Annotated in this window: 22 protein-coding genes; 9 read left to right on the top strand and 13 right to left on the bottom strand. The window is 70.1% G+C overall.

The features are described from left to right. Positions 1-302: AsmA-like C-terminal region-containing protein (locus tag ACFQ4O_RS03305; RefSeq protein WP_378774221.1), on the top strand; the 302-nt coding region annotated here is incomplete at its 5' end. Positions 303-309: 7 nt separating this feature from the next. On the opposite strand, the gene ACFQ4O_RS03300 is transcribed toward ACFQ4O_RS03305, so the two are convergent. The 4 genes from ACFQ4O_RS03300 to ACFQ4O_RS03285 form a co-directional block, all read right to left on the bottom strand. After that, the gene (locus tag ACFQ4O_RS03300; protein WP_378774220.1) at positions 310-1,131 is read right to left on the bottom strand and encodes an ABC transporter permease; all 822 of its coding nucleotides are present in this window, start codon (positions 1,129-1,131) and stop codon (positions 310-312) included. Between the two features lie 34 nt (positions 1,132-1,165). Continuing rightward, positions 1,166-2,089: an ABC transporter permease gene (locus tag ACFQ4O_RS03295; protein ID WP_378774219.1), complete on the bottom strand. Its 924-nt coding sequence runs from the start codon at positions 2,087-2,089 to the stop codon at positions 1,166-1,168. A 12-nt stretch (positions 2,090-2,101) separates the two neighbouring features. Further along, a complete protein-coding gene (locus tag ACFQ4O_RS03290; protein WP_378774218.1) occupies positions 2,102-3,271 on the bottom strand; it encodes an ABC transporter ATP-binding protein in 1,170 nt (389 codons plus the stop codon). Positions 3,272-3,478: 207 nt separating this feature from the next. Continuing rightward, complete coding sequence (locus ACFQ4O_RS03285; RefSeq protein ID WP_378774217.1) at positions 3,479-4,582, bottom strand: polyamine ABC transporter substrate-binding protein; 1,104 nt, start codon at positions 4,580-4,582, stop codon at positions 3,479-3,481. A 355-nt stretch (positions 4,583-4,937) separates the two neighbouring features. On the opposite strand from ACFQ4O_RS03285, the gene ACFQ4O_RS03280 reads away from it, so the two are divergent. Both ACFQ4O_RS03280 and ACFQ4O_RS03275 read left to right on the top strand, forming a co-directional pair. Next, positions 4,938-6,341: a glutamine synthetase family protein gene (locus ACFQ4O_RS03280; RefSeq protein WP_378774216.1), complete on the top strand. Its 1,404-nt coding sequence runs from the start codon at positions 4,938-4,940 to the stop codon at positions 6,339-6,341. Positions 6,342-6,352: 11 nt separating this feature from the next. Continuing rightward, positions 6,353-7,636, top strand: a complete 1,284-nt coding sequence (locus tag ACFQ4O_RS03275; protein WP_378774215.1) for an NAD(P)/FAD-dependent oxidoreductase — start codon at positions 6,353-6,355, stop codon at positions 7,634-7,636. 239 nt (positions 7,637-7,875) lie between these two features. Here the strand turns inward: ACFQ4O_RS03275 and ACFQ4O_RS03270 are convergent, their stop codons facing one another. Together ACFQ4O_RS03270 and ACFQ4O_RS03265 are read right to left on the bottom strand one after the other, a co-directional pair. Beyond that, entirely contained in the window at positions 7,876-8,850 is a 975-nt protein-coding gene (locus ACFQ4O_RS03270; protein ID WP_378774214.1) for an NADPH:quinone oxidoreductase family protein, read from the bottom strand. Positions 8,851-8,862: 12 nt separating this feature from the next. After that, on the bottom strand, positions 8,863-9,411 hold the full coding sequence (locus ACFQ4O_RS03265; RefSeq protein ID WP_378774213.1) for a sigma-70 family RNA polymerase sigma factor: 549 nt from the start codon (positions 9,409-9,411) through the stop codon (positions 8,863-8,865). Positions 9,412-9,679: 268 nt separating this feature from the next. Between ACFQ4O_RS03265 and ACFQ4O_RS03260 the strand changes: the two genes are divergently transcribed. Beyond that, a complete protein-coding gene (locus ACFQ4O_RS03260) occupies positions 9,680-10,216 on the top strand; it encodes an invasion associated locus B family protein (protein ID WP_378774212.1) in 537 nt (178 codons plus the stop codon). A 34-nt stretch (positions 10,217-10,250) separates the two neighbouring features. Here ACFQ4O_RS03260 and truA read toward each other — a convergent pair whose 3' ends face one another. From truA to def, 3 genes are read right to left on the bottom strand one after another with little or no spacing between them, the layout of a single operon-like run. Then, entirely contained in the window at positions 10,251-10,997 is a 747-nt protein-coding gene (gene truA, locus ACFQ4O_RS03255) for a tRNA pseudouridine(38-40) synthase TruA (protein WP_378774211.1), read from the bottom strand. Then, positions 10,997-11,923, bottom strand: a complete 927-nt coding sequence (gene fmt, locus ACFQ4O_RS03250) for a methionyl-tRNA formyltransferase (RefSeq protein WP_378774210.1) — start codon at positions 11,921-11,923, stop codon at positions 10,997-10,999. Before fmt ends, truA begins: the two co-directional genes overlap by 1 nt. 31 nt (positions 11,924-11,954) lie before the next feature. Beyond that, positions 11,955-12,518 carry a peptide deformylase gene (gene def / locus ACFQ4O_RS03245; protein ID WP_378774209.1) on the bottom strand — a complete coding sequence of 188 codons (564 nt, stop codon included), beginning with the start codon at positions 12,516-12,518 and terminating at the stop codon, positions 11,955-11,957. 153 nt (positions 12,519-12,671) lie between these two features. Here def and ACFQ4O_RS03240 point away from each other — a divergent pair, with 153 nt between their 5' ends. The 3 genes from ACFQ4O_RS03240 to ACFQ4O_RS03230 are packed head-to-tail and all read left to right on the top strand — an operon-like array spanning position 12,672 to position 16,068. Next, the gene (locus ACFQ4O_RS03240) at positions 12,672-12,908 is read left to right on the top strand and encodes a hypothetical protein (protein ID WP_378774208.1); all 237 of its coding nucleotides are present in this window, start codon (positions 12,672-12,674) and stop codon (positions 12,906-12,908) included. Between the two features lie 59 nt (positions 12,909-12,967). Beyond that, entirely contained in the window at positions 12,968-14,827 is a 1,860-nt protein-coding gene (locus tag ACFQ4O_RS03235; protein ID WP_378774207.1) for an ABC-F family ATP-binding cassette domain-containing protein, read from the top strand. Further along, on the top strand, positions 14,824-16,068 hold the full coding sequence (locus ACFQ4O_RS03230; RefSeq protein ID WP_378774205.1) for a YeeE/YedE thiosulfate transporter family protein: 1,245 nt from the start codon (positions 14,824-14,826) through the stop codon (positions 16,066-16,068). Before ACFQ4O_RS03235 ends, ACFQ4O_RS03230 begins: the two co-directional genes overlap by 4 nt. Positions 16,069-16,254: 186 nt before the next feature. Here the strand turns inward: ACFQ4O_RS03230 and ACFQ4O_RS03225 are convergent, their stop codons facing one another. Next, positions 16,255-17,718, bottom strand: coding sequence for a S10 family peptidase (locus tag ACFQ4O_RS03225; RefSeq protein WP_378774204.1), 1,464 nt, complete (start codon positions 17,716-17,718; stop codon positions 16,255-16,257). Between the two features lie 97 nt (positions 17,719-17,815). On the opposite strand from ACFQ4O_RS03225, the gene ACFQ4O_RS03220 reads away from it, so the two are divergent. Both ACFQ4O_RS03220 and ACFQ4O_RS03215 read left to right on the top strand, forming a co-directional pair. Next, positions 17,816-18,253, top strand: coding sequence for a CoA-binding protein (locus ACFQ4O_RS03220; protein ID WP_378774203.1), 438 nt, complete (start codon positions 17,816-17,818; stop codon positions 18,251-18,253). A gap of 342 nt (positions 18,254-18,595) precedes the next feature. Then, positions 18,596-19,879, top strand: coding sequence for an O-acetylhomoserine aminocarboxypropyltransferase (locus ACFQ4O_RS03215; RefSeq protein ID WP_378774202.1), 1,284 nt, complete (start codon positions 18,596-18,598; stop codon positions 19,877-19,879). A gap of 179 nt (positions 19,880-20,058) precedes the next feature. Here the strand turns inward: ACFQ4O_RS03215 and ACFQ4O_RS03210 are convergent, their stop codons facing one another. The 3 genes from ACFQ4O_RS03210 to ACFQ4O_RS03200 all read right to left on the bottom strand — a co-directional run bounded on the left by ACFQ4O_RS03210 (position 20,059) and on the right by ACFQ4O_RS03200 (position 24,419). After that, positions 20,059-20,493, bottom strand: a complete 435-nt coding sequence (locus ACFQ4O_RS03210) for a GlcG/HbpS family heme-binding protein (protein WP_378774201.1) — start codon at positions 20,491-20,493, stop codon at positions 20,059-20,061. Between the two features lie 170 nt (positions 20,494-20,663). Continuing rightward, entirely contained in the window at positions 20,664-22,907 is a 2,244-nt protein-coding gene (locus ACFQ4O_RS03205) for a DUF1989 domain-containing protein (protein WP_378774200.1), read from the bottom strand. A 147-nt stretch (positions 22,908-23,054) separates the two neighbouring features. Continuing rightward, positions 23,055-24,419 carry an NAD(P)-binding domain-containing protein gene (locus ACFQ4O_RS03200; RefSeq protein ID WP_378774199.1) on the bottom strand — a complete coding sequence of 455 codons (1,365 nt, stop codon included), beginning with the start codon at positions 24,417-24,419 and terminating at the stop codon, positions 23,055-23,057. Positions 24,420-24,532: the final 113 nt, after the last annotated feature.

The raw sequence follows: 24,532 nt of genomic DNA, 5'->3' as shown, positions 1-24,532 counted from the left end.
CCCGGGCGCTGGCGCTGCTCGGCCTCGGCGGCAGGATCGAGGTGCGCACCGCCGAAGGCTCCGTGACGGTCGCGGGCGGCGTCGCCCGCACCGAGGACCTGCGGCTCGGCGGCCCCTCCGCCGAACTGCGGCTCGCGGGCGACGCGAACCTGACCTCTGGTCGCCTGAACCTCGCGGGCGTGCTCGCCGTCACCGACGGCGGCGCGATCCCCGCGCGGGTGCGCGGACGCATCGACGATCCGAAGCTGCGCCTCGACCCGCTCGGCTCCGACCGGCGCTCGGACGCGACGCCCGCGCCCTGATCCCGCCTCAGCGCCCGGCGGCGGCGGCCCGCTCCGCCTTCAGCCGCTCGTTCTCCGCCCGCTTGGTGGCGATCGAGGCCGCGATCACCCCGATGGTGACGAGCCCGATCAGGATCGAGCACACGGCGTTGATCTCGGGCTTCACGCCGAGCCGCACCGACGAGTAGATCCGCATCGGCAGCGTGGTCGCGCCGGGGCCGGTGGTGAACTGCGAGATCACCAGATCGTCGATCGAGAGCGTGAAGGCGAGCATCCAGCCGGACACCACCGCCGGCAGGATGATGGGCAGCGTCACCACGAAGAAGGTGCGGAACGGCGGGCAGCCCAGGTCCATCGCCGCCTCCTCCAGACTGCGGTCGAAGCTGACCAGCCGCGACTGCACCACCACCGCCACGAAGCACATGGAGAAGGTGACGTGGGCGATGGTGACCGTGAGGAAGCCGCGGTCGAGCCCGATCGCCACGAACAGCAGCAGCATGGAGAGGCCCGTGATGACCTCGGGCATCACCAGCGGCGCGTAGACCATGCCGGAGAACAGCGTGCGTCCGCGGAACCGGCCCATGCGCGTCAGCGTGACGGCCGCGAGCGTGCCGAGCACGGTGGCGACGGTCGCCGACAGCAGCCCGAGCCGCACCGTGACCCAGGCGGCCTCGAGCAGCTGCTCGTTGTGCAGCAGCGACACGTACCAGCGGGTGGAGAAGCCGCCCCAGACCGTCACCAGCTGGCTGTCGTTGAACGAGTACAGCACCAGAATGACGATCGGCAGGTAGAGGAAGGCGAAGCCGAGCGTCAGCGCCGCGATGTTGACGGCGGACAGTCCCTTGGTCATCGGCGCGCCTCCGCGCAATCGGCGCCAGCGGGGGTCACGACTTGGCCTCCACTTCGCGGGACTGGACGTTCTGGTAGATCGCGATCGGAACCACCAGCACGAGCAGCAGCAGCACGGCGATGGCGGAGGAGACCGGCCAGTCGCGGTTGGAGAAGAACTCGTTGTAGAGCGTCTTGCCGATCATCAGCGTGTCGGAGCCGCCGAGCAGGTCCGGGATCACGAACTCGCCCACCGCCGGGATGAACACCAGGAAGCAGCCCGCCACCACGCCCGGCAGCGAGAGCGGCACGGTGATCTGCCAGAACGACTTCCACGGCGGCGAGCCGAGATCGGAGGCCGCCTCCAGCAGCGTGTGGTCGAGCTTTTCGAGGCTGGCGTAGAGCGGCAGCACCATGAACGGCAGGTACGAATAAACGATGCCGATGAAGACCGCCGTCTCGGTGTTCATGATGTAGAGCGGCTCGGAGATCAGCCCGATCTTCAGCAGCAGGGCGTTGAGCAGCCCCTCCGGGCTCAGGATGCCGATCCAGGCGTAGACGCGGATCAGCAGCGAGGTCCAGAACGGCAGGATCACCGCCATCACCAGCGCGGGGCGGATGCCGCGCGGCGCCTTCGCCATGGCGTAGGCCATGGGATAGCCGATCAGCAGCATCAGCACGGTGGAGATCGCCGCGATGCGCAGGCTCGACACATAGGAGAACCAGTAGAGCTCGTCCTCGGTCAGCAGCCAGTAGTTCTCGAAGTCGAGCCCGTTCCACCAGTCCGTCACGCCCTGCCAGCCGAGGCTGAGGTCCAGCAGCGGCTCGTAAGGCGGCTGGGCGATGGTGGTGTCGGACAGCGAGATCTTCAGCACGATGAAGAACGGCGCCAGGAAGAACACCAGCAGCCACAGATAGGGCGTGCCGATGACGGCCCAGCGGCCGAGGGAACTGGAGCCGGCGGCTTTGGGATCGGCCATGGTCGCGCCCCCTCAGGCCGTCAGCAGCACGCCGGCGTCCGGCGCGAACCACACATGCACCTTGTCGTCCCAGGCGATGGGCGCGCTCTCCGTGCGGGTGGCGTTGGCGCGGCTGACCCGCATGATGGTCTCGGAGCCGTCGAGCTTCACCAGGAACTTGGTCCAGTCGCCGAAATAGGCGATGTCCCACACCTCGCCCTTCAGCACGTTGGTGGCCTCCGGCGGCGGCGGCTCGATGGCGATGCGCACCTTTTCCGGCCGGATGGCGAAGGCGACCTCGGCGCCGGTCGCGGCGAGCGCCTCGGGGGCGGCGACCTCGACCGTGACGGCCGGGTCCTTCACCGCCAGCGACAGGCCGGCCGGCGAGGCGCCCGCGACCTTCGCCTCCAGAATGTTGATGTCGCCGATGAAGTCCGCCACGTAGCGGCTGTTCGGCTGCTCGTAGATGTCGCCGGGGGTCGCCACCTGCACCAGCTTGCCGTGGTTCATCACGGCGATGCGGTCGGCCACCGTCATGGCCTCCTCCTGATCGTGGGTGACGATCAGGAAGGTGAGGCCGAGCTCCATCTGCAGGTCCATGAGCTCGAACTGGGTCTCCTCGCGCAGCTTCTTGTCGAGCGCGCCCAGCGGCTCGTCCAGCAGCAGCACCTTGGGCCGCTTGGCGACCGCGCGGGCGAGCGCCACGCGCTGGCGCTGGCCGCCGGAAAGCTGGTGCGGCTTGCGGCCGGCGAAGCTCTCCAGCTTCACGAGCTTCAGCATCTCCGCCACCCGCTCGGCGATCTCGGTCTTCGGCAGCCCGTCCTGCTTCAGGCCGAAGGCCACGTTCTGCTCCACGCTCATGTGGGGGAACAGCGCGTAGGACTGGAACATCATGTTCACCGGCCGCCGGTAGGGCGGCATGCCCGCGAGGTCCTGCCCCCCGAGCGTGACGCGGCCGGAGGTCGGCTGCTCGAAGCCTGCGAGCATGCGCATCAGCGTGGTCTTGCCGCAGCCCGAGGGGCCGAGCAGCGCGAAGAACTCGCGCTGGTGGATGTCGAGCGAGACGTCGTTCACCGCGACGAAGTCCCCGAACCGCTTGGTCACGTTCTCGAAGCGGATCAGCGGGACGGCGGAAGGGTCGAGCCAGGGCGCAAACGAGCGCCGGATCGGGCCGAGGGCTTTCTGGGCGGGCTTCAGCGCCATGACGGTGTCCCGGAAGAGTAAGGCGTCGGTGTCAGGAAACGAGGCGAGACGTCAGGCGAACGGGCGTTCCGGCCCGGTCGCGGCGGGGCCGGAACGCCACTCGAGCGGCGCCCGTCTCACGCGACGGGCGCCGTGGTTGAGGGACCGCCGCCGGGGACGCGCCGTCCGGCGCCCCCGGCGACGGCCTGCGCCGTCGGCGGCCGCGCGTCAGCGGCCGCTCTTGGCCCGGGTCCAGGCGCGGGTGAGCGCGCGCTGCACCTTCGAATCCTCGATCGAGGGCACGGTGTAGAGCCGGCTCAGCACCTCGGCGGTCGGATAGATCGAGGGGTTGGTCTTGACGCCCTCGTCCAGGAACTCCTGCGACTTCAGGTTGCCGTTGGCGTAGGACACGTAGTTCGACGCCTTGGCCGCCACGTCAGGCTTCAGGATGTAGTTCAGGAAGATGTGCGCGTTCTCGACGTTCGGCGCGTCGGCCGGGATCGCCATCTGGTCGAACCAGAGCTGCGCGCCCTCGTTCGGGATGATGTAGCCCACGTTCACGCCCTTGCCGGCCTCTTCGGCGCGGGTCTTGGCCTGGAAGATGTCGCCTGAATAGCCGACGGTGACGCAGATGTTCCCGTTCGCCAGCGCGTTGATGTATTCGGACGAGTGGAACTTGGTGATGTAGGGCTTCAGCTTGCCAAGGTGTTCGGCGGCCTTCTCCACATCCTTGACATTGGTGAGGTCCGGCTTCAGGCCAAGATAGTTCATCACCGAGGGCAGAAGGTCTTCCGGGCTGTCCAGCAGCATCACGCCGCAGCTTTTCAGCTTCTTCAGGTTCTCGGGATCGTAGACCAGCTTCCAGCTGTCGAGCGGCGCGTTGGGCAGCGCCTTCTTCACCTTGTCGACATTGTAGCCGATGCCGGTGGTGCCCCACATGTAGTTGATCGAATAGGCGTTGTCCGGATCGTACTGGGCGATGCGCTGGTAAATCTCGGGCCAGATGTTGGTGAGGTTCGGAAGCTTCGACTTGTCGAGCTTCTGGAACACGCCGGCCTTGATCTGGCGCGACAGGAAGGTGGCGGTCGGAACCACCACGTCGTAGCCCGTCTTGCCGGTGAGCAGCTTGGTCTCGACGATCTCGTTGGAGTCGAACACGTCGTAGACGACCTTGATGCCGGTCTCGGCCTCGAAGTCCTTGAGGATCTGCTCGTCGATGTAGTCCGACCAGTTGTAGACCCGGACCTCCTTGCTCTGGGCGAAGGCCTCGCCGCCGAGCCCCAACGCCAAGCCCACCGCCGCAAGCGTGAGCGCGAAACGTTTCGACGTCATGCGTCGCCTCTCCTGTCGCAAGGCACGCCGCCCATGCGCCGGGCGGCTTTGGTGGGAAGGCTAGCCGCGCCCGCGACGGCGCACAACCGTTTCTGCCCGATCACGCGCCATGCATCAATTCGATGCGGCGCCGCAGCGGATTGATTTGGGACGCGGGCTCGGGCACGCTGGCGCGGCGCCGCACACGGGCGCCCGGCGGCTTCGGCGGCCGGACACGGGCCCGCTTTCTCCGCCTCACCGACCTGATCCGGGCGGGCCTCAGGCGCGACGCCCGTCGCGCCATTCCTTTAGCCGGCTTGGGTCGGCGACGGCGCGGTTCTTCTCCCGCGTCGCGCCTTACCGACAATGGTGTTTGATGAGCAAGAAGAAGCGCAACAGCCTCAAGGAGGCGATCGCCGACCGACGCGGCGCGGCGACGCTGGAGGAGGCGCGCGCCTGGGTGCTCGAACGCGGCGTCGAGGAGCTCGAATGCGTGGTGCCGGACCAGGCCGGCGTCGCGCGCGGCAAGATCATGCCGGCGGCGAAGTTCTTCGCCTCGCCCACCATGAACATGCCGTCCTCGATCTTCCACCAGACGATCGCGGGCGGCTACGCCGACGACGACGCCATCGGCGGCGGCGACCCGGCCGACAGCGATGTGGTGCTGGAGCCGGATTTCTCCACCCTCGCGGTGGTGCCCTGGGCCTCCGATCCCACCGGCCAGATCATCCACGACGCGTTCCACCGCGACGGCCGTCCGGTTGAGGTGGCGCCGCGCCAGCTGCTGAAGCGCGTGGTCGATCTCTACAGCCACAAGGGCTGGACTCCGGTGATCGCGCCGGAGATCGAGTTCTACCTCGTCAAGCCCAACACCGATCCGGACTACCCGCTGGAGCCGCCGATCGGCCGCTCGGGCCGCCCGGAGACGGGGCGGCAGTCCTACTCGATCTCGGCGGTGAACGAGTTCGACGAGCTGTTCGAGGACATCTACGACTTCTCCGAGGCGCAGGGGCTCGAGATCGACACCCTGATCCACGAGGAGGGCGCGGCGCAGATGGAGATCAACCTGCGGCACGGGCACCCGCTCGCGCTCGCGGACCAGGTCTTCATGTTCAAGCGCACCATCCGGGAAGCTGCGCTGAAGCACGACATCTACGCCACCTTCATGGCGAAGCCGATCGCGAACGAACCCGGCTCGGCCATGCACATCCACCAGTCGGTGACCGACGCCGAGACCGGCCGCAACATCTTCTCCGACGAGCAGGGCAAGCCGTCGTCGGAGTTCTTCTCCTTCCTCGCCGGCACCCAGAAGTACCTGCCGGCGGTGATGTGCGTGATGGCGCCTTACGTGAACTCCTACCGCCGGCTGACGCGCCAGTCCTCGGCCCCGATCAACGTGCAGTGGGGCTACGACAACCGCACCACCGGCATCCGCGTGCCGCCGTCGAGCCCGGCCGCGCGCCGGGTGGAGAACCGGGTGCCGTCCTCGGACGCCAACCCCTATCTCGCCATCGCCGCCTCGCTCGCCTGCGGCTACCTCGGCATGGTGGAGGGTCTCGCCCCGTCCGAGCCGATCGAGGGCTCGGCCCACGGGCTCGACTACGACCTGCCGCGCGGCCTGCTGGAGGCGGTGGCCGCCTTCGAGGACTGCACCCCGCTGTCGGACGTGTTCGGGCGCTCGTTCATCAACACCTACGGCGCGATCAAGCGGGCGGAGTTCGAGACCTTCATGCGCGTCATCAGCCCGTGGGAGCGGGAGTATCTGCTGCTGAACGTGTGAGGCCCGCGTCCGTGACGGCCTTTCCTCCCGCCGGCTCCTATTACGACGCGGTCAATCCCGCGCCGCCGCCCCGGCCGCGGCTGCGCGGCGTCGCCCGCGCCGACGTCGCCATCATCGGGGCCGGCTTCACCGGGCTCTCCGCCGCGCTGCATCTGGCGGAGCGCGGCGTCTCGGTCGTGGTGCTGGAGCAGGCGCAGGTGGGCTGGGGCGCCTCGGGCCGCAACGGCGGTCAGGTCCATCCCGGCCAGCGGCTCGACCAGGACGCGCTCGAGCGACTGATGGGGCTCGACGACGCCCGCAAGCTGTGGCGCCTGGCCGAGGACGCCAAGACGCTGCTGCGCGGGCTGATCGCCCGCCACGACATCGACTGCCGCTACGAGCCGGGCCTGATCCACGCCGATCACAAGCCGGGCTTCGTCGCCGAGGCCCACGCCTATGCGGAGCGGCTGCGGGAGGTCTACGGCTACCCCCATATGGAGGCGCTCGACCGGGAGCGCATCCGGGAGCTGGTGAAGACCGACGCCTATTACGGCGGCACGCTGGACCACGACGGCGGCCATCTCGATCCGCTGGCGCTGGCGCGGGGCCTCGCCGCCGCGGCGGAGGCCGCCGGCGCCCGCATCTATGAGGGCGCGCGGGTGCGCCGGCTGGTCCATGGCCGCCCCCACACGCTGCAGGTCGGCGACGACGGCGCGGAGGTCCAGGCGGACACGGTGCTGATCTGCTCCGACGGCCTGCTGGAGGGGGTGGAGCCCGCGGTCGAGGCCCATGTGATGCCGATCGCGAACCACATCGCCACCACCGTTCCGCTCGGCGAGCGGCTCACCGAGGTTCTGGCGGGCCGCGCCGCGGTCTCCGACAGCCGTTTCGTGGTCTATTACTTCCGCCCGACGCCGGACGGGCGGCTGCTGTTCGGCGGCGGCGAGACCTATTCCACCACCCTGCCGAAGAGCATCGCGCCGATCGTGCGCGGGCACCTCCTGAAGGTGTTCCCGCAGCTGAAGGACGTGGCGCTGGAGCACGCCTGGGGCGGCGTTCTGGGCGTCACGCCCACGCGGCTGCCCTTCGTGCGCGAGGTCGCGCCCGGCGTGCTGACCGCCGCCGGCTATTCGGGACAGGGCGTGCTGCTCGGCCCCCTGTTCGGCAAGATCCTCGCCGACGCGGTCGCCGGGCGGCTGGAGAGCTTCGACCTGCTGGCGCGACTGCCCGTGCCGCCGTTCCCCGGCGGAACATGGCTGCGCAAGCCGATCCTCGTCGCCGCTATGAGCTACTTCGCCCTGCGCGACCGGCTGTGAACGACGCTGGATCCGGAGAGCCCCCTCACCCGGAGGGCTGACGCCCTCCGACCTCTCCCCGCCGGGGAGAGGTGAAGGAGCGGGCTTCCGAGCCTCCACGTGTCACGCCTCCAAGCGCGACGCCCGCATTCTGGAGCGCAACGTCCGAACCGCCGTCACCTCTCCCCGGCGGGGAGAGGTCGGCGCGAAGCGCCGGGTGAGGGGGAGCGCGGCCGTCCGTCCAGGCTGCGATAGGCCCCTCAGGCCCGGACCAGAATCTTCCCCCGCGCCTCGCGCCGGGCGATGCGGCCGATGGCGTCGGCGGTGTCGCTCAAGGGCAGCACCGCGTCCACATGGGCGGAGATCGCGCCCTCGGCGGCCCAGGCGAAGATGCGGGCGAGCTCGGCCCGGTGCGCGTCGGGCTCCTTCTCGGTGTGCGCGCCCCAGAACACCCCGCGCACGTCCGCGCCCTTCAGCATCGGCAGGTTGAGCGGCAGCTTCGGGATGTCGCCCGCGGCGAAGCCGATCACCAGCAGCCGGCCGCGCCAGGCGAGCGCCCGCACCGCCGCCTCGGTGGCGTCGCCGCCGACGGGGTCGTAGACCACGTCCACGCCGCGGCCGTCGGTCAGCTCCTTCAGCCGGAGCTTCAGATCCTCGCGGGCGTAGTCGACGCCCTCGTCCGCGCCGCGCTCCCGGGCGAAGGCGAGCTTGTCCGCCGACGACGCGCAGGCGATGACGCGGGCGCCGAGCCGCTTGCCGATCTCCACCGCCGCAAGGCCCACGCCGCCGCTCGCGCCGAGCACCGCGAGCGTCTCGCCGGGCTTCAGCTCGCCCCGGTCGGCCAGCGCGTGCAGCGTGGTGCCGTAGGTGATGATGATCCCCGCCGCCTTGTCGAGCGGCAGCGCGTCCGGCACCGGCGTCAGCGCCTCCGCGCGGACCACCACCTGCTCCCGGCAGGCGCCGTAGCCGAGATAGGCCGCGACCCGGTCGCCCGGCCTCACGCCCTCGACGCCGTCGCCCACCTTCGCCACCACGCCCGCCATCTCGCCGCCGGGCGAGAACGGCAGCGCGGGCTTGGTCTGGTAGCGCCCGGCGGTGATCAGGGTATCGAAGAAGTTCAGCGCCGCGAAGGCCACGTCCACCACCACCTCGCCGGGGCCGGGCTCGGGCGCGGGCAGATCGGCGAAGGTCAGCGCTGCGGGCCCCGAGAGTTCGGAGCACAGGACGGCTTTCATGGGGGTTCCCCGTCAGTTGGCGTCGGCGATCCCGTCGCTTCCGAGCCGTCGGCGAAGACGGCCGAAGGCGAGCCGGATGCGGGACTTCACGGTGCCGAGCGGCAGGCCCTGATGGGCGGCGATCTCGCTGTGGGACAGGCCCTCGAAGAAGGCGAGCCGCACGAGGCGCTGCTGGTCGGAGGGCAGATCGGTCATGGCCCGGCGCACCAGCATGTCGCGCTCCCGGTCGGCGATCTCGGCGTCGGGCTTCGGCGCGTCGCAGGCGAGGCGGATGGCGTCGTCGAGATCGACGGCGGTTCCGCCAGCCCGGCGCAGCAGGTCGATGCGGCGGTTGCGGGCGATGCGGAACAGCCAGGTGCTGACGGAGGACTTGGCCGGATCGAACAGCGCCGCCTTGCGCCACAGCGCCAGCATGGCGTCCTGCGTCACCTCCTCCGCGAGGCTCTCGTCGGCGCCGAGGCGCTGGAGGTAGGAGGCGAGGCGGGGCGCGTAATGATCGAACAGCTCCTCGAAGGCGGCCCGGTCCTGCGCGCAGGCCACCCGGCGGACAAGCTCCGCCATCCGCTCCGGACCCGTCAGGTTCACCCGCACCCGCCCATCGTCCCGCCTTCGTCCCCGCGCCGTCCGGCCGATCGTCCCGTCCGTTGTACGCGGTCCGGGGCGGCTCACCAATCCCTGACCATGGCGTGATCCCGGGCTGCCGGAAATGATCAAATTTTATAAACTTTTGCCGTAGGTTCCGCCTGACCGCCGCGCGCGCCCCCCGGACGCGGCATGTTCGACATTGAACCGCCGGCGCCCCTCGGCGGACAGACTGAAAGCGACACCCATGACCAAGCCCCTGCGCTCCGCCCTGTTCGCCACGCTCGCGCTGGCTCTCGGAGCGTCGTCGGGCGCGCTGGCGCAGGGCGCGCCGGCCGCGCAGCCGGTGGAGCTCGGCAAGTTCAACGCCTGGACCGCCTACTCCGCCCCGGCCAAGAACGGCAAGGTCTGCTACGCGTTGTCCCAGCCGTCGGCGCGCAAGCCTGGCGGCCTGAACCGCGACCCGGCCTATCTGTTCATCTCCAACCGGCCGCGGGAGAACGTGCGCAACGAGGTCAGCGTGATCATCGGATTCCGCGCCAAGGCCGACAGCAAGGTGGAGGTCGCCATTCCCCGCGCCGGCTCGTTCGAGCTCTACGCGCGCGAGGACGGCGCCTTCGCCCAGTCGGTGGAGGACGAGGCCAAGCTGGTGCGCGCCATGCGCGGCGCGGGCGGAAACATGACGCTCAAGACCACGTCCGCTCGCGGCAACGTGACCACCGACACCTATTCGCTGGCCGGCATCTCCGCCGCGCTCGACCGCATCGACCGCGAATGCAAGTGAGCGGCGTCGAACGGAGCCGCGCCCGGACGGCGCGTCAGTCCGGGTAATCCACCTGCGACAGGGTAAGGCCGTCGGGCGGGGCCATGGGCCCGCAGGCCCGGCGGTCGGCTTTCGCCAGCGCCGCCGCCAGATCGTCCGCGCTCCAGCGGCCGATCCCGACCTGGACCAGCGAGCCCACCATCGACCGCACCTGATTGTGCAGGAACGAGCGGGCATGCGTCCGCACCGCGACGCCGCCGCCCTCCTCCCGCGTCACGTCCAAGCGGTCGAGCGTGCGGATCGGGCTCGACGCCTGGCATTCGGAGGCGCGGAAGGTGGAGAAGTCGTGCCGGCCGAGCAGGCGCTTGGCCGCCGCGTCCATGGCCGCCACGTCGAGCGGGCGCGGAATGCGCCACGCCCGGCCGAGCTCCAGCGCCAGCGGCGCGCGGCGGTCCACCAGCCGGTAGACGTAATGCCGCCTGAGAGCCGAGAAGCGGGCGTCGAACTCCTCCCCGGCGTAGGCCGCCTCCAGCACCGCCACCGGCTGGGGCCGGAGATGGGCGTTGATGGCGTCGCGCACCGTGCCCGGGCGCCAGTCCCGGGCGAGGTCGAGATGGGCCACCTGCCCGCTGGCGTGCACGCCGGCGTCGGTGCGCCCGGCGCCTTTCACGGTCACGGTCTCGCCGGAAAAGGCGAAGGCCGCCGCCTCCAGCGCGCCTTGCACCGAGGGGCCGTTGGTCTGGCGCTGCCAGCCCGCGAAGGGCGCGCCGTCATACTCGACCAGCAGGCGATAGCGCGGCATCAGCCGAGCCGCGTTCCGGGCGCGAGCCGGGCGCCGTTGAGGAAGGCCGCCGCGTCGGTCGCGCCCTTGCCGGCGCGTTGCAGCGTCACCAGCCGCACCGCCCCCTCGCCGCAGGCGACGGTGAGCCGGTCGTCCAGCACCTCGCCCGGCGCGCCGCGGCCGTCGGCGAGCGTCGAGCGCAGCACCTTGACCCGCTCAGGCCCGCGCGGCCCTTCGAACTCGAACCACGCGCCCGGGAACGGCGACAGGCCGCGGATGTGGTCGTGGGCCGCGCGGGCGGGCCGCGTCCAGTCGATGCGCGCCTCCGCCTTGTCGATCTTGGCGGCGTAGGCCACGCCGCCCTCGCCCTGCGGCCGGAACACGAGCCCGCCGCGGCCGAGCGCCGACACCGCCCGGCCCATCAGATCGGCCCCGAGCCGGCTCAGCCGGTCGTGCAGCTCGCCGGCGGTCTCGTCCGGCCCGAGCGTCACCCGCTCGGCCATGCCGACCGGGCCGGTGTCGAGCCCCTCCTCCATGCGCATGGCCATGACGCCGGTTTCGGCGTCGCCCGCCATCACCGCCCGCTGCAACGGGGCGGCGCCGCGCCAGCGCGGCAGCAGTGAGGGATGCAGGTTCAGGGCGCCGAGCGGGAACAGGTCGAGCGCGGCTTTGGGCAGGATCAGGCCATAGGCCACCACCACCGCCGCCTCCGCGCCGAACCCGGCGAGCTCCGCCAGCGCGTCCTCGCCCTTCAGCGAGGCGGGCGTGCGCACGGTCAGGCCGAAGCCGTCCGCCAGCGCGTGCACCGGGCTCCTGCGCAGCTCCATGCCGCGCCCCGCCGGCTGCGGCGCGCGGGTGTAGACCGCGGCGACGTCGTGGCCCTGCCCCACCAGTTCGGACAGCGTGGGGACCGCGAAATCGGGCGTCCCCATGAAGATCAGACGCATGGGCCCCTCACCGTCTGGCGGATCGCCGGGATCAGGCCTCGGCCGCCTCGTCCCCGCGTCGCTCGCGCCGGGGGAAGGACGGCAGCTGGCCGACGGCGCGCGCCTTCTCGAACTTCTTGACCACCCGGTCGCGCTTCAGCTTCGAGATGTGGTCGATGAACAGCACGCCGTTGAGATGGTCGATCTCGTGCTGGATGCAGATGGCGAGCAGGCCGTCGCAGGCCATCTCCTGCGCCGCGCCGTCGCGGTCGAGGTAGCGCACGGTCACCTCCGCCGGGCGCTCCACCTCCTCGTAGTAATCGGGGATCGAGAGGCAGCCCTCGTCATAGACCTGCGTCTCCTCCGATGCCGCCACGATCTCGGGATTGACGAACACCAGCGGCGCCGGCGCCTCGTCCTTGCCCGCGAGGTCGATCGTCACCACGCGCTTCGCCACGCCGATCTGGATCGCCGCGAGGCCGATGCCGGCGCTGTCGTACATGGTCTCGAACATGGTCTCGATCAGCGCGCGCGTCTCGTCGTCCACGCGCTCCACCGGCGCGCTCACCAGACGGAGCTTGGGATCGGGAAGATAAACGAGCGGCGCGACGGACATGGGGACCACAGGCGCTGAAAACGACACGAGACCGGGGGCGAATAGGCCCTTGCGGTCCAAGCGTCAACATGTTCTTTATTTGTTCCGAAGCATGTTGTGACGTGGCGTCCCGCTCCGGGGCGCGTCCCGTCACCTGTCCGGCGTATCCCCATCATGAACGAACCGCTCCTGCGCATCGGCGACCATGTGGCCTCGCTCGGCGAGGTGCTGGCGGGGCTCGGCGCCGCGGCGGTCGCGGCGCTTCTGCTGCTGCTGATCGTGGCGGCGCGGGCGGGCGCGGCTTCGGCGGCGGTTGGGGCGCGGGTCATGGCGTCGGGCCTTTCGCGGGCGCAGGGCGCGCCGGAATCTGGAACCGTTCCTACCTGCCCTGCGGAGATGTCACTGGTTTGACGTCTTCGGCCGCGCTTCTTCTTGCGGGTCTGCGCGCCGCGCGGCACAAGGGGCGCGCCATGATCAACATCACCGACATCACCTGCCGCGTCGCCGGCCGCGTCCTGCTCGACAAGGCCAGCGCCTTCCTGCCCGAAGGCGCCCGCGTGGGCGTGGTGGGCCGCAACGGCACCGGAAAGACCACGCTGTTCAAGGTGCTGGCGAACGAACTCGCGCCCGACGACGGCGACGTCTCCATGCCGAAGAACCTGCGTCTCGGACGCGTGGCGCAGGAGGCGCCGTCCGGCCCCGAGGCGCTGATCGACGTGGTGCTCGCCGCCGACGTGGAGCGCGCCGCGCTGATGACGGAGATCGAGACCGCGACCGACCCGGACCGCATCTCCGACATCGTGACCCGGCTGATCGACATCGACGCCTATGAGGCGCCGGCGCGGGCGGCGCGCATCCTGTCCGGCCTCGGCTTCGACGACGAGGCGCAGCAGCGCCCCTGCTCCGACTTCTCGGGCGGCTGGCGCATGCGCGTGGCGCTCGCCGCCGTGCTGTTCTCCGAGCCCGACCTGCTGCTGCTGGACGAGCCCACCAACCATCTCGATCTCGAAGGCACGCTCTGGCTGCAGGACTATCTGGCGAAGTATCCGCGCACGGTGCTAGTCATCAGCCATGACCGCGACCTGCTGAACGCCTCGGTGGACCACATCCTCCACTTCGACAACGGCAAGCTGAACGTGTGGAAGGGCAATTACGACGCCTTCGACCGCATGCGCCGCGAGAAGCTGGCGCTGGACCAGAAGGCCGCCAAGGCCCAGGACGAGGAGCGCAAGCGCCTCGAAGCCTTCATCGCCCGCTTCAAGGCCAAGGCCTCCAAGGCGACCCAAGCCCAGTCGCGCATGAAGCGGCTCGCCAAGATGCAGCCCATCAACGCCGTGGTGGAAAGCAGCGTGGTGCCGTTCCGCATTCCCGATCCCGAGCGGGAGCTGGCGCCGCCACTGGTGGCGCTGGACGGCGTCTCGGTCGGCTATGGCGACCGCACCATCCTGCACAAGCTGAACCTGCGCATCGATCCGGACGACCGCATCGCGCTGCTCGGCTCCAACGGCAACGGCAAGTCCACCTTCGCCAAGCTGCTGGCGGGCCGCCTCGCGCCGCAGGAGGGCCGCGTCAACAAGTCCGAGAAGATGCTGGCCGGCTTCTTCGCCCAGCATCAGGTCGAGGACCTGCATGTGGACCAGAGCCCCTACGACCACATCCGCGCCAAGATGCCGACCGCGAACGAGGCGCAGGTGCGCGCCAAGACCGCGCAGATCGGCTTCCCCGCCGACAAGGCCAACACCAAGGTGGAGAAGATGTCGGGCGGCGAGAAGGCCCGCCTCGCCTTCGGCCTCGCGGTGTTCCACGCGCCGCACCTGCTGATCCTCGACGAGCCGACCAACCATCTCGACATCGACAGCCGCGAGAGCCTCGCGCAGGCGCTGAACGAGTTTCCGGGCGCGGTCATCCTCGTCAGCCACGACCGCCACCTGCTCGACGCCACCGCCGACCGGCTGTGGCTGGTGGGCGACGGCGGCGTGAAGGCGTTCGAGGGCGATCTCGACGACTACCGCCGTTACATCCTCTCCGACGCGGCCAAGCCGAAGAAGGCCGGCAAGGGCTCGGGCAAGTCGTCCGAGCCGGCGCCGAAGCGGCTGGACCTCGGCGCGCTGAAGAAGAAGGTGACGCAGCTCGAGGAGCTGATGGCGTCCTGCGCGGCGGAGATCGACCGCATCGACGCCGAGCTCGAGGCGGGCGGCGGGTTCGCCGACAGGCCCCAGAAGGCCGCGACCCTGGGCGCCAAGCGCGCCGAGTGCGTGCGCGCCATGGCGGAGGCCGAGGAGCAGTGGCTCGAGGCCAGCGCCTCGCTGGAAGAAGCCGCCGCCGCGTGACCACGCGGCCGCTTATCCTCAAACACCTGTCGCAGCCGCGGCCGTGGACCGCCGCGGCCGTGATGCTGGCGGCCGCGCTCGCCTGCGCGGCGCTCACCGTCGCGGACGGCCGCTTCGGCGAGCGCAGCTGGGCGCTGGTGGCGGGGGTGGTGTTCGGGATCGCGCTGCAGCGGGGCGAGCTGTCGCTGGTGCGCGCGTGGCGCGACCTGATGATGCTGGGCGACGGGCGGCAGCTGACCGGCTTTCTCGCCGCGCTTGCGGTCGCCGCCACGCTGACGCTGGGCGGGTTCGCGACGTTCGGCCTGTCGCCGCCCGCGAACGCCCGCATCGGGCCGGTGGACTGGCTGCTGCCGGTGGCCGCCTTCGTGTTCGGCGTGGGCTCCGTCGTGGCCCGCGGCGGCGTGATGGTGCATCTGCGCCGCCTGAGCGAAGGCTCGCTGGTGGCCGCGCCGGCGCTCGCCGCCACCTTCCTCGGCTTCGTGCTCGGGCTGATGAGCTGGCCGTGGAGCTGGGACGTCGCGATCGGACACGCGCCGCGGCCGTGGCTTCCGGGCGAACTCGGGATCGGGCTCTGGACCACGCTGGCGCTGGAGCTTGCGGTCGTGGCGCTCTGCATCGGCCTGCTGTGGCGCTACCGGCCGGACATCGGCCCGGACCGGCGCTCGCTCGCGGTGCGCATTCTGGTGGAGCCGTGGCCGGCGGTCTGGGCCGGGGCGCTGCTCGGCGCGCTGGTGGCCGCGAGCTACGCCGCCGCCGAGCCGCTCGGCCTGATCGCCGAATGCGCGACGGTGGCCCGCGCGCTCGCCACCCTGCTCGGCCTGACGCCAGTCCACCTGCCGGGGCTGGACGCGGGCGTCGGCGGCCTCGTGATCCCACTGATCCAGCGGATCGAGGCCAGCGAGCACGTGGTCATCATCTTCGGCTTCCTGTTCGGCGCCTTCGCCTGCGCGGTCGCGTCCGGCCGTTTCTCGCTCACCGGCTTCAGCGGACGCGAGGCGGTGGAGATGGTCGTCGGCGGGGTCATGCTCGGCTGGGGCGCCATGACGGCGCTCGGCGCGGTCACGGGCGAGGCCATCGCCGGCGTCGCGGTGGGCGCGCTTTCGGGCTGGGTGTTCCTCGCCTTCGCCTCGCTCGGCGTCGTCGCCGCGCTGAAGCTCGACCCGCGTCAGGCGGTCACCGCCCCGCCGCCGGTTCCGTCCGACGAGCTGCCGGAAGACCGCAAAGACCCGCTCGGCGGCTGATGCCGACGAAGAGGTTTTCGGGACGCCTGTCCGGCGCGGGCCAGCGTGCGATGCGTAAGGCCCTCAGGCTTTCGCATCGCCGAAAGTCGTGGATGCCCGCCCTGCGGCGGGCATGACGGCGCTGGGTTTGTCTGGCGTCACACGGGTTGGAACACGCGCTTCAGCGCGTGACCAACCGCGTCACGCTCAATCCTCCACGCCGTAGAGCTTGCGCACGTCGTTGGTGAAGGCCGCGCGGGAGGCGTCGCGGCTGTAGAACATGTGGCCGCCGGGATAGACCGCGAGCCTCACCCGCTCCGCGTCGCCGAAGGCCGGGATCTGGTCCAGCACCAGCTTCGATTCCATGTAGGGCGTCACCAGATCGGTGGCGCCGTGGGCCACCAGCACCTTCAGGTGGCGATCGGCCGCCAGCGCCTCCCGCAGCGCGCCGGCGGATTCGGGAAGCGACTGGCCCCGGCCCCAGCTCCACGCGCGGTTGACCTCGGACGAGATCAGCTCGTAGCGCCGGTTGTCGACCTTGAAGCCCAGCTCCCGGCCATAGAAGTCCACCGCGGCCCGCGTCAGCGGCGCCATGGAGCCATCCAGCACAGGATCGTCCCACGAGGCGCGGGCGGCGGACGGGTACGGATCGTAGGCTGTGACGTTGGCGTCGTAGAGCGAGCCGACCTTGCCCTCCGCCCGGCCGATCTCGCGTACGAAGGTGCGGATGTCGACGCGGCCGTTCAGGCGCCGCACCAGCTCGGCGTCGAGGCCCGTCAGCTCGGCGACCCGGGCGGAGAGCCGGCCGACCGCCGCGCCGTCCCGGGGGCCCTTCATCAGGTCCGCAAGGAACTCGCCGGTCGCGTAGGTCTCCACGTCGGCGAGATCGCCCCGCGCCACCGGCCCCTTGCGCTCACGCACCGTGGCGGCGAGCGACGGCAGCGCCGTGACCCAGGGCAGCGGCGAGGTGTTCTCGCCGTCGCGAATGGCGAAATCCAGCACCGGCGAGATGGCGATCAGACCGGCGACGCCGACGCCATCCTTCTCCTGCAGCTTGCGGGCGATGCGGGGAATGCGGAAGCCGCCATAGCTTTCGCCGGCCAGATAGACCGGCGACACCAGCCGGTCCCGGGCGGCGAGATGCTTCGCCACCACCCGCGACAGCGCCTCCACATCGCCCTCCACCGACCAGAACGCCTTGCCGTCGCCCGTGGCGCGGCTGTAGCCGGTCCCGACCGGATCGACGAAGACCAGATCGGTGAAGGCGAGCCAGGTGTCGGGATTGTCGATCAGCTTCGGCAGGTCGGAGGGCGCGTTCTCGGCGCCGCCGAAGGGCAGCCGCTTCGGCCCCACGCCGCCGAAATGGAGATAGGCGGAGGCCGCCCCCGGCCCGCCGTTGAACAGGTAGGTGATCGGCCGCGCCTTGGGATCGGTCCGCTCCAGCGTGTAGGCGGTGACCACCACCTCCGCCTGCTTCTCGCCCTTGGGGTTCGACAGCGGCACCGCCTCCACCCGCACCGCATAGGCCAGCGTGTCGTCGTGGGTGCCAACGGTGGCGCGCTTGGTCGCTTCGGCCGGCAGCGCGGCGGCCGAGGGCTTCGGGGGAGCCTCTGCGGCGGCGGGGCTTGCGACGAGGGCTGCGGCGACGGCGAGAACGAGGACGGTTTTCATGGCCGCCAAGATGGGGCGCCGCGGGCGCGGCGGAAAGCCGTCCGCCCCGCCCGCGCGCCGTTGTGAAGCGCAGGGCGGGCCGCGTAAGCTCGCGCCCATGACCAAGGACGCCCCCGACGACCTCATCCGCCGCGTGCTCACCGAAGCGCGCACCATCGCCGTGGTGGGCGCGAGCCCCAATCCGGCGCGGCCGAGCTTCTACGTGGCCCGCTTCCTCGCGGAGCGCGGCTATGACGTGATTCCCATCAATCCGGGACAGGCAGGCGGCGAGATCGACGGCCGCACGGTCTACGCCCGGCTGGCGGACGTCCCCCGCCCGATCGACCTGGTGGATGTGTTCCGCGCCTCCGAGCACCTCGCCTCGGTGGTGGACGAGGTTCTGGCGCTCGATCCCCGGCCCCGAGCGCTCTGGACCCAGCTCGACGTGCGCGACGACGCCGCCACCGCGCGCGCCGAAGCCGCCGGCCTCGACGTGGTCGTGGACCGCTGCCCGAAGATGCAGATCCCGAGGCTGCGCATCCCGCCGCGCGGGTGACGCGTGCGTTGCGTTGGGGGCGTTGAAGTTACGGCTGAGCGGCCTCGGCGCGTAGTCTTTCGCGTCGCGTGAAGTCGTGGATGCCCGAGACGAGCTCGGGCATGACGGGTTTGAACGGTGGCGGACTAGGACGTCGGCCCGTTCCAACGCCTATTTTAAACACCACGTCTCCGTCATGCCCGAGCTCGTCTCGGGCATCCACGACTTTACCCGCGCCCGCCGCCACAAAGACTTCAGCTCTCCCATCACAGGCGCCCGGCGAAGCCCCCCCTCCGCCCGACCGATTGACCGGCGATTTATTTCTCTATCAACTCACTCAACAATGATGGAGGACGCCCGCCGATGACCGATTCCGCGCCGACGCCCGGTTTCGCCACCCTGTCCGTGCATGCGGGCGCCCAGCCGGATCCCACGACCGGCGCCCGCGCCACGCCGATCTACCAGACCACGTCCTACGTGTTCGAGGACGTGGACCACGCCGGCGCGCTGTTCGGCCTGCAGGCCTTCGGCAATGTCTACAGCCGCATCACCAACCCCACCAACGCGGTGCTGGAGGAGCGGGTGGCCGCGCTTGAGGGCGGCGCGGCGGCGCTGGCGGTCGCCTCGGGCCATGCGGCGCAGCTGCTGGTGTTCCACGCCCTGCTGCAGCCCGGCGACGAGTTCATCGCCTCCACAAAGCTCTATGGCGGGTCGATCAACCAGTTCAGCCACGCCTTCAAGAGCTTCGGCTGGAACGTGGTCTGGGCCGACGGCGACGACCCGGAGGCGTTCCGCCGCGCGGTGACGCCGAAGACCAAGGCGATCTTCGTGGAGTCGATCGCCAATCCCGGCGGCGGGATCACCGACCTTGCGGCGGTTTCGGAAGTGGCCAAGGCGGCCGGCGTTCCGCTGATCGTCGACAACACGCTGGCGACGCCGTACCTGATCCGCCCGATCGAGCACGGCGCGGACATCGTGGTGCATTCGGCCACCAAGTTCCTCGGCGGCCATGGCAATTCGCTCGGCGGGATCATCGTCGACGCCGGGACCTTCAACTGGAAGGCGAGCGGCCGCTACCCGTTCCTGACTGAGCCGCGGCCGGAATACGCCGGGCTGGTGCTGGGCGACGCCTTCGGCAACTTCGCCTTCGCCATCGCGGTGCGCACGTTGTCGCTGCGCGATCTCGGGCCGGCGCTGTCGCCGTTCAACGCCTTCCTGCTGCTGACGGGGATCGAGACCCTGCCGCTGCGGCTGCGCGCCCACAGCGACAACGCGCTGGCGGTGGCGCGCCATCTGGAGGCGCACGACAACGTGGCGTGGGTGAGCTACGCGGGGCTGAAGTCGAGCCCGTACCACGCGCTGGCGCAGAAATATTCGCCGCTCGGCGCGGGCGCCGTGCTCACGTTCGGCCTCAAGGGCGGCTATGACGCAGGCGTGGCGACGGTGAAGAACGTCAAGCTGTTCTCCCACCTCGCCAATGTGGGCGACACCCGCTCGCTGATCATCCACCCCGCCTCCACCACCCATCGCCAGCTCGACGACGCCAAGAAGGCGGCGGCCGGCGCAGGGCCGGAGGTGGTGCGGCTGTCGGTCGGCATCGAGGACGTGGCCGACCTGATCGCCGACCTCGATCAGGCGCTTAGGTGACATTCGGAACCACGGCTCCAGCAAATCATCGTCATGCCCGAGCTTGTCTCGGGCATCCACGACTTGGCCGCTCGTGACAACGTAACCGTTTTAGTCGTGGATGCCCGCGCGAAGGCGCGGGCATGACGATGGTGTTCGCTTGCGCTTGCCCACCGGCGAAGTGATCGAAAGCCGGTCGGTCAGGTGCGCCAGGGGTGGCTCGGCAGGTCGGTGGAGCCGATCGCCTGGGCGCCGGCGGTGGCGACGGCGTGGTCGTTCTCGACCGACGAGCCGCTGACGCCGATCGCGCCGACCATCACGCCGTCCTCGTCCACGATCGGCAGGCCGCCGGGGAAGGTGATGAGTCCGCCGTTGGAGTGCTCGATGCCGTAGAGCGAGCCGCCCGGCTGGGACAGCTTGCCGATCTCGCCGGTCGGCATGCCGAAGAACACCGCCGTCTTGGCCTTCTTGATCGCGATGTCGATGGAGCCGACCCAGGCGTCGTCCATGCGGTGGAACGCCTTCAGGTCCGCGCCGGAATCCACGATGGCGATGCACATGAAGGTGTCGGTCTCCCGCGCCTTCGCGATCGCGGCCGCGATGGCCGCCTGAGCGTTTTCGATCGTGACGTGCATGCCAATCTCCGTCGTCCGTGAACGTCTTCCCGCGACGGCGGGAAGCGGACGGGGAAATAGCGCGTAGGGTCGGTGGATCACCGCGACCTTGGTCTAGCGTTCACGAAAAAGAGAGGCGCGGAGCCGGATGGCTCCACGCCTCAGGAGGATCGCGCCGTCGGGGAGAGAGTTTACGCGCGCACGCGGGTCTTCTCGGGGTCGTAATGGGGGAAGCCCACCACGGTCGCGGGAATGCGCTTCTGCTGGCCGTCGAGCTTGCCGATCTCGACCGCGCCGCCGATCTCGGCGCAGGTCACGTCGAGCCGCGCCAGCGCGATGGTCTTGCCGAGGACGGGCGAGCGCGTGGCGCTGGTGATCACGCCCACCTGGGCGCGGCCCACATGCACGCTGTCGCCGTGGCCCACATGCTCGGCGCCGGTGACGTCGAGGCCGACGAGCTTCTTCGACGGCGCCTCGCGGCGGCGCTTCAGCGCCTCGGCGCCCACATAAGGATCGGTCTTGTTCGCCGGAACCGCGAAGCCGATGCCGGCCTCGAACGGATCGGTCTGGTCGCAGAACTCGTAGCCCGCGAAGGCGAGGCCCGCCTCGATGCGCACCATGTCGAGCGCCTTGAGGCCGAGCGGCTTCAGGCCGTGCGGCTCGCCGGCCGCCGTGATGGCGTCCCACACCGCCGGGGCCTGGTCCGGATGGCACCACACCTCATAGCCGAGCTCGCCGGTGTAGCCGGTGCGCGAGACCACCACGGGAACGCCCGCGATCCGGCCGATGGTGAAGCGGAACCACTTCAGCTCCGCCATGGAGGGCTGGTGCGGCGGCGTGACCACGATCTCCTTCAGGATGTCGCGGGAGCGCGGGCCCTGCACGGCCACGTTGTGGAGCTGGTCTGTGGAGGTCTTCACCCAGGCCTTCAGCCCGTGCTCGGCGGCGAGCTGGCGCAGATGGACGCCGCAATAGTCGTCGCCGCAGATCCAGCGGAAATTGTGCTCGCCCAGGCGGAACACCGTGCCGTCGTCGATCATGCCGCCGTGGGCGTAGCACATGGCGGTGTAGACCACCTGCCCGACCGCGAGCTTCTTCATGTCGCGGGTGACGGCGAGCTGCATCAGCGCCTCGGCGTCGGGGCCGAGCACCTCGAACTTGCGCAGCGGCGACAGGTCCATGATCGCGGCGCGCTCGCGGCAGGCCCAGTATTCGGCGATCGGGCCTTCGTCGGAGTAGCAGTCCGCGAGCCAGAAGCCGCGATACTCGACGAATTTGCGCGTCAGCGCGGAGGTGCGCGGGTGGAACCCACTTTCGCGGGTCAGCCTCGGCTCGGCGTCGGGGGTCATGCGGTGGGCGATGCCTTTGGAGAAGTTTTCGGAGGCGTCATAGACGCGCACATGGATGTCGGAGGGCGCCCACGCGTTGGCGACGTCGATGTCGTCCGCGCAGGAGGATGAGGCGCAGACGAGATCCGTCAGCGCGCGCAGCAGCACATAGTCGCCGGGGCGCGACCACGGCTCGTCCATGCCGATGGAGTCGTCCGGCCCGACGAAGGTGTTGTAGAAGAAGTTGATCGCCGGCCAGCCGGCGCGCGGCTCCACATTGTAGGGCGCGAGCACGCGGTTGAAGTTGTCTGTGCAGTTGTCGTGCCCCGGATAGCCCATGTCCTCGTAATACTTGGCGGAGCAGGCCAGCAGGAACGCGTCGTGGCGGCCGACGGTGTCGCGCACGATCTCGACCAGCGGCGTCATGCGCGCGTCGAAGTATTTGGAGTGCAGGCCGGGGCCGGGATTGGCGGTGGCCATCAGCGTGCGGGTCACGGTCGGGTCGAGCCCGAACTCCTTGCCCCGCTCCAGCGCCGCGGCGTCGAAGGCGAGGAAGTCGGAGCACTGCTTGCCGTCGACGTCGATGATCTGGATGTAGTCGCCGGCCTTGACGCGGTAGGCCTCGGCGGTGGCGGCCCGCACCCGCAGGTCGAGCTTGGGCTCCGCCAGCGGCTGGGGCGCGAGGCCGGCCGCGGGCGTCACGGTCTCGATCTCGACCTTCAGCTCGGTCGGCGGCGTCTGCTGGTCCGGGTCCATGGGGGAGCCGGCGGGCGCGAGCGCCACGAAGGCCGCGCCCTGCGCCACGAAGGAGAGTTCGACGCCCGGCGCGGAATCCTCGGCGAACAGGCGGAAGCCGGCGAGCTTCGAGACATCCGCCCCGCGGGCGGCGAGCGCGGCGCGGGCGGCGGCGGCCTCTGGGCCGTCCTCGGATGCGGGGACGAGCCCCGCGTCGATCGCGCCCTCGCCCGCCACGAACAGCAGGCCCGGCTGGCGGCCCTCGGGATCGAGGATGCGGCACCGGTCGCCGGCGGCGAGTTCGAACGCCACCGCCTCGCCGCCGCGGGCGACGAAGGTGGTCAGGCGAAACGGAGACGAGACGGCGTCCATGACGTGCTCTCCCAAGGATCAGGGCTGGGGAGGCTCCGGCCGCGCGGACGCGGGCGGCGCGATCGATCTTCGATCGCGTCCCCTTCAACGACAGGTCCCGACGGTCCGGCCGACGCGCGCGTCAGCCGAGACCGTCGGACGGCGGCCTTACTCGGCCGCCTGCTGGCCGGGCTGGTTGAGGAAGGCCTCCAGCGAGTCGTCCATCGCCTTCATCCAAGTGGTGTGGTGCGAGGGCGCCATGGTGCCGGTGATGACCGAGCGGTAGGCGCGGTCACGGTAGGTGAGGATGCCCTCAGCCTTGTGGTGCTCCCACTCCTTGAACAGCCGCGCCACCGTGTCGACGTCGAGATGGGGATAGTCGGTCGCGGCGAGAAGGTCGCGGACGTAATCCGTCTGGAAGTCGATCATCTGCTCGGCGTTCTCGAGCTGGCCGTTGCGGGCCACCCACGCCTCGCTGTCGGCGTGCATCGTGTCGTAGTCCGGCAGCGTGATGCGGCCGAGGACCACGTCGCGGGCGTACCACGCCTGGGCGTCGAACATGTTGAAGGTGTAGAACTGATCCTGGGCGCCGACATACATCAGCTTCGGGTTCTGCTCCCAGAAGATGCCCTTGTAGAGGTTGCCGGGATACAGGCTCGTGCGGGTGACGAGCTTCAGGTGGTCGGGCAGGAACGGATAGTGGTTCTGGTAGCCCGTGCAGAACACGATGGCGTCCACGTCGTCGGCGGTGCTGCCGTCCTTGAAGTAGCAGGTGCGGCCGACGACCTTGGTCAGCAGCGGCTTCTCCTCGAAGCCTTCCGGCCACTCGAAGCCCATGGGCTTGGTGCGGTAGCTGAAGGTGATGCGCGCCGCTCCGTACTTGTGGCACTGGGTGGCGATGTCTTCCGCCGAGTAGCTGGAGCCGATCATCAGCACATGCTTGCCGGCGAACTCGTCCGCGCAGCGGAAGTCGTGGGCGTGCAGCACGCGGCCGAGGAACTTCTCGACGCCCTCGAAATAGGGCACGTTCGGCGTGGAGAAGTGCCCGTTGCACACGAAGACGTAGTCGAACTCTTCGGTGAAGCGCTGCTGGGCGACCAGATCGGTGACGGTGACCGAGAATTTGTCGGTGGCGGCGTCGAAGTCCACATCGCGGACGGCGTGATTGAACTTGCAGTACTGGCGCACGCCCGAACGCTCGACGCGGCCGGCGATGTAGTCATGCAGCACGGCGCGGGGCGGATAGGACGGGATCGGACGGCCGAAATGCTCCTCGAAGGAGTAGTCGGCGAATTCGAGGCACTCCTTGGGGCCGTTCGACCACAGATAGCGGTACATGGAGCCGTGGACCGGCTCGCCGAACTCGTCGAGGCCGGTGCGCCAGGTGTAGTTCCAGAGGCCGCCCCAGTTGGACTGCTTCTCGTAGCACACCATCTCGGGCACATCGGCCCCGGCCTTGCGGGCGGATTCGAAGGCGCGCAGAACGGCCAGACCGCTCGGTCCGGCGCCGATCACAGCGATACGTTTCGTCACGACAGTTCCCCTCGACACATCGGAATGTGGCGTTAGGCTTCCGTGTCAGTCGGCGTCTTGGCGCGCCGACCCCGAAAGCTTTATGGGGCGATGCTCCGATATGATTTCGTGTG

It is taken from the genome of Methylopila musalis (assembly GCF_042679725.1).
Classification (GTDB): domain Bacteria; phylum Pseudomonadota; class Alphaproteobacteria; order Rhizobiales; family Methylopilaceae; genus Methylopila; species Methylopila musalis.
Note: the sequence above shows the minus strand (reverse complement) of the source record. Positions and strands in the feature narration are given on the sequence as shown.